This is a genomic window from Variovorax sp. 10N432 (assembly GCF_056394465.1).
The window spans coordinates 1-8,852 of sequence record NZ_JBFTHX010000083.1; the positions used below are offsets into that span (position 1 = coordinate 1).

Consider the following 8,852-nt stretch of genomic DNA (forward strand, 5'->3'; position numbering starts at 1 on the left):
GCGCCCAGGCGCAGCCCGGCACCAGGTCGGCCGGCTTCATCACCACGCAGTTGCCGAAGGCCAGCGCCGGGGCGATCTTCCAGGCCGGGATGGCGATCGGGAAATTCCATGGCGTGATCAGGCCGACCACGCCCACCGGCTCGCGCGTGATCTCGATGCCGATGCCGGGCCGCACCGACGGCAGCACCTCGCCCGACAGGCGCAGGCATTCGCCGGCGAAGAACTTGAAGATCTGCGCGGCGCGTGTCGCCTCGCCGATGCCTTCGGCCTTGGTCTTGCCTTCTTCGCGCGCCAGCAGCGTGCCCAGCTCTTCCTTACGCGCCAGGATCTCGTTGCCGATCTTCTCGAGCGCCTCGGAGCGCGCCTGGATGCCGCCGGTCGACCAGGCCGGGAAGGCGGCGGTGGCGGCCGCGACCGCGGCGTCGACCTGCGCCGCGTCGCCCTGCGCGTACTGGCCCAGCACGTCGCCCAGGTTGCTCGGATTGACGTTCGGGCTGTAGCTGGCGGCCGCGCGCCATTCGCCATTGATGAGGTTGTCAAAGTTCTGCATGGCAGGGTCCTTGGAAATCGGGGTGGGGAAAGGCAGCTTACTGCGGCGGGCGCACCGCCTGGCGGGCCAGCAGCTTCCAGTCGCCGCCCGGGCCCTGTTGCTGCCAGACGCCGAGGATCTTGATGCTGACCTTGCCGGGCTTGCCGGAGTCGTTGGTGTCGGCCGTGAGCGTATGGCGCACGATCGCGACGTTGTCGATGACCTTGATGGTCTGCTCGGTGATCGCGATGGTCACGAAGTCCGACCTGCCGTCCATCAGGTCGCTGATGAAGCTGGTCTTGGTGTCGACCTTGCCGCCCGAGTGGCCGTAGCTCAGGTCGTCGGCCACCAGCGCATTGAGCGCCGCGGGCGTCGGGTCGATCATCGCCACGCGCAGCTTCTCTGCCGCGGCGGCGACTGCCGGCGACTTGGCCGCCTCGTTGCCACGCATTGTGGTGCAGCCGGCGAAGGCCGCGGTGGCGGCAGCGATCAAGACCAGTTTCTTCAGCATTTTTGTTGTCTCCTGTTGTTGTGATTGCAAGCGCTTGGGAAATTACTGGGGGCCGAGCTTGTCGATCAGCGCGGCCAGGGCCTGGTATTCGTCGGCCTTGAGCTCGGTCAGCGGCGTGCGCACCGGGCCGGCATCGTGGCCGACGATCTTCGCGCCGGCCTTCACGATGCTCACGGCGTAGCCCTGGCCCTTGTTGCGGATGTCCAGGTAGGGCATGAAGAAGTCCTTCAGCAGGCGGTGCTGCGTCGCGATGTCGTCCTTGGCCACCGCATGGTAGAAATCCATCGCGGTCTTCGGAATGAAGTTGAACACGGCCGACGAATACACCGGCGTGCCGAGCGCCTTGTAGGCCGCCGCATAGACCTCGGCGGTCGGCAGGCCGCCCAGGTAGGCGAAGCGGTCACCCATGCGCAGGTGGATCGAGCTCATCAGTTCGATGTCGCCGATGCCGTCCTTGAAGCCGACCAGGTTCGGGCAGCGCTCGGCCAGCTTCTCGAGCGTGTCGGGGTAGAGCTTGCTCTGGCCGCGGTTGTAGACGATGACGCCGAACTTCACGCTCTTGCAGACCGCCTCGACATGCGCCGCCAGGCCTTCCTGGCCGGCTTCGGTGAGGTAGTGCGGCAGCAGCAGCACGCCATGGGCGCCGGCCTTCTCGGCCGCCTGTGCGCACTGGATCGCGAAGCGCGTCGGGCCGCCGGCGCCAGCGATGATCGGCACCACGCCGCGACAGGTGTCGACCGCGGTCTGGATGATGCCGGGGTACTCGTCGCCGGTCAGCGAGAAGAATTCACCGGTGCCGCCGGCCGCGAACAGCGCGCTCGCGCCGTAGGGCGCCAGCCATTCGAGGCGCTTCTCGTAGCTCTTCTTGTCGAAGTCGCCATTGCGGTCGAAATCGGTGAGCGGGAAGGACAGCAGGCCGGAGCCCATGATCGTCTTGAGTTCTTGAGGCGTCATTTTTTGGAAGGACAGGGTGGTGGAAAGGGAGAGGTCAGGCCGCCGCCGGGCCGCTCCCAAGGCGGCCTGCGGCCCCCTCGGGGGGCAGCGACCACACGAAGTGAGCGAGCGTGGGGGTCATTCAGTCCAGCTTGATCTGGGCGGCGTTCACGACCTTGGCCCAGCGGGCGCGTTCCTTCTCGAAGAACTGGTCCTGCTCGGTGGGCGTCATGGTCACGACTTCGGCGCCCTGCCCGGCCAGCCGCGAGCGGATGTCGGGCGTGCGGATGATCGCGATCAGTTCCTTGTTGAGGCGCTGCACCAGCGCTTCGGGCGTGCCGCGCGGCACCAGGATGCCTTGCCAGGTCCCGGATTCGAAGCCGGGCACGCCCTGCTCGGCAATGGTCGGCACATCGCCGATCAGCGGCATGCGCGTGGGCTTGGACACGCCCAGCACCTTGAGCTTGCCGCTCTGCACATGCGGCAGCGTCGCCAGCATGCCGTTCATCAGCACCTGGGTCTGGCCGGCGACGGTGTCCTGCACCGCCTGCACGCCGCCCTTGTAGGGCACATAGACCCAGCGGGCGCCGCTCGCGCGCTCGAGCGCGACGCCGGCCAGGTGCGGCGCACTGCCGGTGGCGGTGACCGCGAAATTGAGGTCGGACTTCTTCGACAGCGCGACCAGTTCCTTCAGGTTGTTGGCCGGCACCGACGGATGCACCACCAGCAGGTGCGGCGAGTAGGCCAGCATGGTCACGCCGCGCAGGTCCTTGGCGGGATCGAAGGACAGTTTCGTGTAGACCGAGGGGCTGATCGCCAGCGCGCCGACGTCGCAAAGCAGCAGCGTGTAGCCGTCGGGCTGGGCCTTTGACACCAGGTCGGCGCCGAGATTGCCATTGGCGCCGGCACGGTTCTCGACGATCACCGAGGTCTTCAGCGCTTCGGCCAGCGGTACGCTGATCGAGCGGGCGATGATGTCGGACGACCCGCCGGGCGGGTACGGCACGACGATGCGGATCGGCTTCGAGGGCCAGGCGTCGGCGGCCTGTGCGGCACCACCGGCGGCCAGCAGTCCGCTGCCGAGTGCACCTAGTACCAGATGGCGTCGATTCAAGCGCATGGGTTTGTCTCCAGGGTCGTTGGGGAATGAGAGTCGCATGGTAGCGATGTCGTCAGTCATCGTACAACTAGATCCGACAGATGTCCAGCAAAAGACCTGCGCCGCCGCTCAGGCCGCCGGCGCCTGCCCTGCGGCCGCGGTCTCGGCGTCGAGCCGGGCCGCTTCCTGGGCGAGGCGAAGCCGTTCGCGGCTGTTGGTGAGATGGATGCGCATCGCCGCGCGCGCCGACTCGGCGTCGCGGCGCGCGATCGCCGCGTAGATTTCCTCGTGCTCGCGGTTCACGCGGCTCAGGTATTCGCCGCGCCGGTCGTGATTGCGGATGGCGGTGATCCGGGTGCGCGGAATGATCGTGGTGCCGAGGTGGCTCATGATGTCCGCGAAGTAGGGATTGCCGGTCGCCTGCGCAATCTGCAGGTGGAAGCGGAAATCGGGCGCCACGGTATCGCCGGCGGTCGTCACGTTGTGTTCGAAGTCGTCGAGCGCCTGCCGCATGGCGGCCAGCTGTCCCTCGGTGCGGCGGGTCGCGGCCAGGCCTGCGGACTCGGTCTCCAGGCTGATGCGCAGCTCGAGCACTGCGAGCACGTCGACCGAGGTCGCGATGTCCGAGGCCTCGAGCCGGAACATGCCGGCGGCGCGCGGCTGCAGCACGAAGGTGCCGATGCCGTGGTGGGTCTCGACCAGCCCGCCTGCCTGCAGCTTGGAGAGCGCCTCGCGCACCACGGTGCGACTCACGCCGTAGGTCTGCATGATGGCCGACTCGGTCGGCAGTTTGTCGCCCGGGCGCAATTGCTGGCTGCGGATCTTGTCGCCGAGGTCGTCGACCAGGCCATGCGCCAGGCCCCGCACCCTGCGGCGCGGAGGAGCGCCGCCGGCTTCGGTGGTTGCGGTAGACCCCGTTGACAGGTTCGACATGGCGTGATGATAATCGCCTCCACGTTGTACGACAACCGATAACTTACGACCACCGACAGAGACACGAATGAGCGCCGCTTCCGCTTCCGCCACCCCTTCCTCCCCCGTCCTCCAAGTCGGCCGCCTCCTCCTGACCGGCGCCGCCGGCGGCCTCGGCAAGGTCCTGCGCGAACGCCTGCGTCCCTATGCGGGCGTGCTGCGCCTCTCCGACATCGCATCGCTGTCAGCGGCCGAAGGCCCGCACGAGGAAGTCGTCGCCTGCGACCTGTCCGACAAGCAGGCGGTCGATGCGCTGGTGGCCGGCTGCGACGCCATCGTGCATCTGGGCGGCGTGTCGGTGGAACGGCCCTTCGAGGAGATCCTCGAGGCCAACATCAAGGGCGTGTTCCATATCTACGAGGCGGCCCGCCGGCACGGCGTGAAGCGCGTGGTGTTCGCCAGCTCCAACCACGTGATCGGCTTCTACAAGCAGGACGAGCACCTCGACGCGCACGTCCAGCGCCGGCCCGACGGCTACTACGGCCTGTCGAAGTCCTTCGGCGAGGACGTGGCCCAGTTCTACTTCGACCGCTGGGGCATCGAGACCGTGAGCATCCGCATCGGCTCCTCGTTCCCCGAGCCCCTCAACCGCCGCATGATGAGCACCTGGCTCAGCTACCGCGACCTGACCACGCTGATCGAGAAGTCGCTGTTCACGCCGGGCGTCGGGCACACGGTGGTCTACGGCGTGTCGGCCAACCGCGACGTCTGGTGGGACAACTCGGGCGCCGCCGTCCTCGGCTACGCGCCGCAAGACACCTCCGAAGTCTTTCGCGACAAGGTCGAGCAGCAGCCACCGGTCGCATCCACCGACCCCAACGCCATCTACCAGGGCGGCGCCTTCACCGCCCAGGGTCCGTTCGGAGACTGAGCGCCATGGGGAGCCAAGCCGAACTCGTGGTCGACGCGCGCTGCGGCACGGGCGAGAGCCCGGTGTGGTCGGTGGCGGAGTCCGCCTTGTACTGGGTCGACATTCCCGGCCGCGCGCTGCACCGCTGGTCGGGGGCCGGCCACACGCAGTGGGCCAGCGACGAAATGCCGGCCTGCATCGCGCCGCGTGCCGACCTGCCGGGCAGCTGGATCGCCGGCATGGAGAGCGGCCTGTTCTCGCTCACGCCGCAGGACGGCGGCACGCTCGCTGCCACCCGGCTCGCCGAGGTGTCGCACGCGCGGCCCGGCATGCGGTTTAACGACGGCCGCTGCGACCGCCAGGGCCGCTTCTGGGCCGGCACGATGCTGATGGACATGGCTGCGGGCGCCCGCGTCGGCCGGCTCTACCGCCACGACAAGGGCAGCCTCGCGCCGTCGCTGCAGCTCGACGACCTGATCGTGCCGAACGGACTCGCCTTCAGCCCCGACGGCCGCACGATGTACCTGTCGGACTCGCATCCCGGCGTGCAGACGATCTGGGCCTTCGATTACGACACCGCCACCGGCACGCCATCGAAGCGCCGCGTGTTCGTGGACATGAATCCCCTGCCCGGCCGTCCCGACGGCGCCGCTGTCGATGCCGACGGCTGCTACTGGATCTGCGGCAACGACGCCGGCCAAGTGCACCGCTTCACGCCCGAGGGACGGCTCGACCGTTCGCTCGAGGTGCCGGTCAAGAAGCCGGCGATGTGCGCCTTCGGCGGCCCCAAGCTCGACACCCTGTTCGTCACCTCGATCCGCCCGGGCGGCGACCTGTCGGACCAGCCGCTGGCCGGCGGCGTGTTCGCGCTGCGGCCGGGCACGCAGGGCATTCCGGAGCCGGCCTTCGGCGGCTGAACCGATCGCTTTCAATTTTTCACGACAACCACCAGCAAGAGGAAGACAAATGAAGTTCAACAAGCACGCACTCATCGTCGCCATCGCGGCCGGCGTGACCGCGATGGCCGCACAGGCCACCGAGTTCCGGTCGGCCGACATCCACCCCGATGACTACCCGACCGTGACCGCGGTCAAGTTCATGGGCGAACGGCTCAAGGAGCTGTCCGGCGGCAAGGACACCATCAAGGTGTTCAACAACAGCGCCCTGGGCAGCGAGAAGGACACCATCGAGCAGACCAAGATCGGCGCGCTGCAGATGGTGCGCGTGAACATCGCGCCCATGAACAACATCTGCCCCGAGACGCAGGTGCCGACGATGCCCTTCCTGTTCCGCTCGGTCGACCATCTGCACAAGGTGCTGGACGGCCCGATCGGCGAGGAAATCCTCAAGTCCTGCGAGAAGCAGGGCTTCATCGGCCTGGCCTACTACGACAGCGGTGCGCGCTCGATGTTCACGGCCAAGAAGCCGGTGCGCAGCTTCGCCGACATGAAGGGCCAGAAGGTCCGCGTGCAGCAGTCCGACCTGTGGGTCTCGATGCTCGAGGCGATGGGCGCCAACGCCACGCCGATGCCGATGGGCGAGGTCTACACCGGCCTCAAGACCGGCCTGATCGACGCCGCCGAGAACAACTACCCGACCTATGAAAGCTCGCGCGCCTTCGAGGTCGCCAAGTACTACACCAAGACCGAGCACTCGATGGCCCCCGAGATGCTGCTGTTCTCCAAGCGCGCGTGGGACAAGCTGACGCCGCAGGAGCAGGGCTGGCTGCGCCAGGCCGCCAAGGAGTCGGTGCCCTACATGCGCAAGCAGTGGGAAGAGCGCGAAGTGAAGTCGCTCGCGACCGTCAAGGCCGGCGGCGCCGAGATCATCGACATCGACAAGGCCCCGTTCCAGGCCGCGATGAAGCCGGTGTACGACAAGTTCATCGTCGACGCCAAGCTCAAGGACCTCGTCAAGCGCGTGCAGGACACGAAGTAATCGTCTGAGCCCGGCCGCCCTCCCCCGCACGCGGGAGGGCGTCGCCAACCCACATCATCATGTATACGAAAATCTGCCGCACGCTGGCTCGCGCCTGCATGTGGCTGGGCATCTTCGGCCTCGTCGCGGTGATCTGCGCCGTGAGCTGGCAGGTGTTCGGCCGCTACGTCCTCAACAACACCCCCACCTGGGCCGAGAGCCTGGCGCTGCTGCTGGTGCTCTACGTCACCATGCTCGGCGTCGCCGTCGGCGTGCGCGATGCGGGCCACATCGGCCTCGAGTCCTTCCTGGTGCTGGCGCCCGACTGGCTGCGCCTCAAGATGGAATTCCTGATCCACTTCCTGATCCTGCTGTTCGGCGCCGCGATGGCCTGGAACTGCGCCTCGCTGGCCGAATCGGTCTGGGGCTACCGCCTTCCCACGCTGTGGATCTCCGAAGGCTGGAAATACGTGCCGGCCGCGGTGTCCGGCGTCCTCATCGTGATGTTCTCGATCGAACACATCATCGCGCTCGCCCAAGGCCGCGAAGTCGAACCCGCCTGGGGCTGAGCCATGACCATTCCTCTCCTGATCCTCTGCATCTCCTTCACGGTCTTCCTGCTGCTGGGCGTGCCGGTGGCGTTCTCCATCGGCCTGTCGGCCCTGTCCACCCTGCTCTACGAAGGCCTGCCGCTGGAAGTCGGCTTCCAGCAGATGACCTCCGGCATGGGGATCTTCTCGTTCCTCGCGATCCCGTTCTTCATCTTCGCCGGCGAGCTGATGCTCTACGGCGGCATCGCCGACCGCATCGTCAACTTCGCGCGCAACCTCGTGGGCCACGTGCGCGGCGGCCTGGGCATGTCGAACGTGGTGGCCTGCACCTTGTTCGGCGGCGTCTCGGGCTCGCCCGTGGCCGACGTCTCGGCCATGGGCGCCGTGATGATCCCGATGATGAAGAAGGAGGGCTATCACGCCGACTACGCGGTCAACGTGACGACCCACGCGGCCCTGGTCGGCGCGCTGATGCCGACCAGCCACAACCTGATCATCTATTCGCTCGCGGCGGGCGGCAAGGTGTCGATCGCGGCGCTGATCCTCGCGGCACTGCTGCCCGCGGCGGTGCTGACCATCAGCAACCTGGCGGCGGCCTATCTGGTGGCGGTCAAGCGCGGCTATCCGGCCGGCAGCTTCCCGGGCTGGCAGATCGTGGCCCGCTCGTTCGCGGCCGCGCTGCCGGGCCTGTTCATCGTCGTGCTGATCCTCGGCGGCATCCTGTCGGGCGTCTTCACCGCGACCGAATCGGCCGCCGTGGCCGTGCTCTATGCGCTGGCCCTGACGATCCTGGTCTACCGCACGCTGAAGTGGGAGCACTTCATCAAGGCGGCGGCGAAGGCGGTCCGCACCACGGGCGTGATCCTGCTGCTGATCGGCATCTCGAGCACATTCGGCTATCTGATCAGCCTCTACGGCGTGGCCGAACTCACCGGGCAGATGCTGTCGCAGGTCACGACCACGCCGTGGATGATCTTCCTGCTGATCAACATCATCCTGTTCGTGTTGGGCACCTTTCTGGACATGGCGGCGACCATCCTGCTGTGCACGCCGATCTTCCTGCCGATCGCGCAGCAGTACGGCATGACCTCGGTGCAATTCGGCGTCGTGATGCTGATCAATTGCGCGCTGGGCCTCAACACCCCGCCGGTGGGCACCACCCAGTTCGTCGGCTGCGCGATCGGGGGGGTCTCGGTCGGCACCGTGATGAAGACCATCTGGCCCTTCTATGGCGCGCTGATCTTCGCGCTCGGCGTCGTCACCTTCGTGCCGGCCTTCTCGACCTGGCTGCCGAGCCTGTTCATGGTGGTCAAGTAAAGGAGCGCACATGTCCGGAACCGTCAGGCCGCCGCTCACCATCCTCATGCACGCGCGCGACAACGTCGCGATCGTGGCCAACGACGGCGGCCTGGCGGCCGGCACCGTGTTCGCCTCGGGCCTCACGCTGCGCGAGAAGGTGCCGCAGGCCCACAAGGTGGCGCTGGTCGACA

Annotated in this window: 10 protein-coding genes and 1 pseudogene; 6 read left to right on the forward strand and 5 right to left on the reverse strand. The window is 67.4% G+C overall.

Annotated features, from left to right (window positions below):
• From AC1DF3_RS36130 to AC1DF3_RS36150, 5 genes are all read right to left on the reverse strand, one after another.
• The coding region (locus AC1DF3_RS36130) for an aldehyde dehydrogenase family protein (RefSeq protein ID WP_478142693.1) at nucleotides 1-550 on the reverse strand (550 nt) is incomplete at its 3' end.
• A 37-nt stretch (nucleotides 551-587) separates the two neighbouring features.
• The gene (locus AC1DF3_RS36135; RefSeq protein WP_478142694.1) at nucleotides 588-1,040 is read right to left on the reverse strand and encodes a nuclear transport factor 2 family protein; all 453 of its coding nucleotides are present in this window, start codon (nucleotides 1,038-1,040) and stop codon (nucleotides 588-590) included.
• A 42-nt stretch (nucleotides 1,041-1,082) separates the two neighbouring features.
• Nucleotides 1,083-1,994 (reverse strand): 5-dehydro-4-deoxyglucarate dehydratase, encoded by a 912-nt coding sequence (gene kdgD, locus AC1DF3_RS36140; RefSeq protein WP_286532191.1) that lies wholly within the window; start codon nucleotides 1,992-1,994, stop codon nucleotides 1,083-1,085.
• Nucleotides 1,995-2,115: 121 nt separating this feature from the next.
• Nucleotides 2,116-3,093, reverse strand: a complete 978-nt coding sequence (locus tag AC1DF3_RS36145; RefSeq protein WP_286532189.1) for a Bug family tripartite tricarboxylate transporter substrate binding protein — start codon at nucleotides 3,091-3,093, stop codon at nucleotides 2,116-2,118.
• Nucleotides 3,094-3,201: 108 nt separating this feature from the next.
• Complete coding sequence (locus AC1DF3_RS36150) at nucleotides 3,202-4,005, reverse strand: FadR/GntR family transcriptional regulator (protein WP_286532187.1); 804 nt, start codon at nucleotides 4,003-4,005, stop codon at nucleotides 3,202-3,204.
• A gap of 67 nt (nucleotides 4,006-4,072) precedes the next feature.
• Between AC1DF3_RS36150 and AC1DF3_RS36155 the strand changes: the two genes are divergently transcribed.
• From AC1DF3_RS36155 to garD, 6 genes and pseudogenes are all read left to right on the forward strand, one after another.
• Nucleotides 4,073-4,915 (forward strand): NAD-dependent epimerase/dehydratase family protein, encoded by an 843-nt coding sequence (locus AC1DF3_RS36155; protein ID WP_286532185.1) that lies wholly within the window; start codon nucleotides 4,073-4,075, stop codon nucleotides 4,913-4,915.
• Between the two features lie 5 nt (nucleotides 4,916-4,920).
• A complete protein-coding gene (locus AC1DF3_RS36160; RefSeq protein ID WP_286532183.1) occupies nucleotides 4,921-5,811 on the forward strand; it encodes an SMP-30/gluconolactonase/LRE family protein in 891 nt (296 codons plus the stop codon).
• A gap of 49 nt (nucleotides 5,812-5,860) precedes the next feature.
• A complete protein-coding gene (locus AC1DF3_RS36165; RefSeq protein ID WP_286526171.1) occupies nucleotides 5,861-6,832 on the forward strand; it encodes a TRAP transporter substrate-binding protein in 972 nt (323 codons plus the stop codon).
• Between the two features lie 59 nt (nucleotides 6,833-6,891).
• Nucleotides 6,892-7,380 carry a TRAP transporter small permease gene (locus tag AC1DF3_RS36170; RefSeq protein WP_286371336.1) on the forward strand — a complete coding sequence of 163 codons (489 nt, stop codon included), beginning with the start codon at nucleotides 6,892-6,894 and terminating at the stop codon, nucleotides 7,378-7,380.
• 3 nt (nucleotides 7,381-7,383) lie between these two features.
• Nucleotides 7,384-8,679 (forward strand): TRAP transporter large permease, encoded by a 1,296-nt coding sequence (locus tag AC1DF3_RS36175; RefSeq protein ID WP_286532181.1) that lies wholly within the window; start codon nucleotides 7,384-7,386, stop codon nucleotides 8,677-8,679.
• A 10-nt stretch (nucleotides 8,680-8,689) separates the two neighbouring features.
• Nucleotides 8,690-8,852: pseudogene (gene garD, locus AC1DF3_RS36180) on the forward strand (galactarate dehydratase); the annotation flags it as partial.

What these genes read in the sequence shown, in the direction of transcription:
- AC1DF3_RS36145 (WP_286532189.1), bottom strand. Translation starts at nt 3,093, where the DNA reads ATGCGCTTGAATCGACGCCATCTGGTACTAGGTGCACTCGGCAGCGGA.
- AC1DF3_RS36175 (WP_286532181.1), top strand. Translation starts at nt 7,384, where the DNA reads ATGACCATTCCTCTCCTGATCCTCTGCATCTCCTTCACGGTCTTCCTG.
- AC1DF3_RS36155 (WP_286532185.1), top strand. Translation starts at nt 4,073, where the DNA reads ATGAGCGCCGCTTCCGCTTCCGCCACCCCTTCCTCCCCCGTCCTCCAA.
- AC1DF3_RS36165 (WP_286526171.1), top strand. Translation starts at nt 5,861, where the DNA reads ATGAAGTTCAACAAGCACGCACTCATCGTCGCCATCGCGGCCGGCGTG.
- AC1DF3_RS36170 (WP_286371336.1), top strand. Translation starts at nt 6,892, where the DNA reads ATGTATACGAAAATCTGCCGCACGCTGGCTCGCGCCTGCATGTGGCTG.
- AC1DF3_RS36150 (WP_286532187.1), bottom strand. Translation starts at nt 4,005, where the DNA reads ATGTCGAACCTGTCAACGGGGTCTACCGCAACCACCGAAGCCGGCGGC.
- AC1DF3_RS36160 (WP_286532183.1), top strand. Translation starts at nt 4,921, where the DNA reads ATGGGGAGCCAAGCCGAACTCGTGGTCGACGCGCGCTGCGGCACGGGC.
- AC1DF3_RS36135 (WP_478142694.1), bottom strand. Translation starts at nt 1,040, where the DNA reads ATGCTGAAGAAACTGGTCTTGATCGCTGCCGCCACCGCGGCCTTCGCC.
- kdgD (WP_286532191.1), bottom strand. Translation starts at nt 1,994, where the DNA reads ATGACGCCTCAAGAACTCAAGACGATCATGGGCTCCGGCCTGCTGTCC.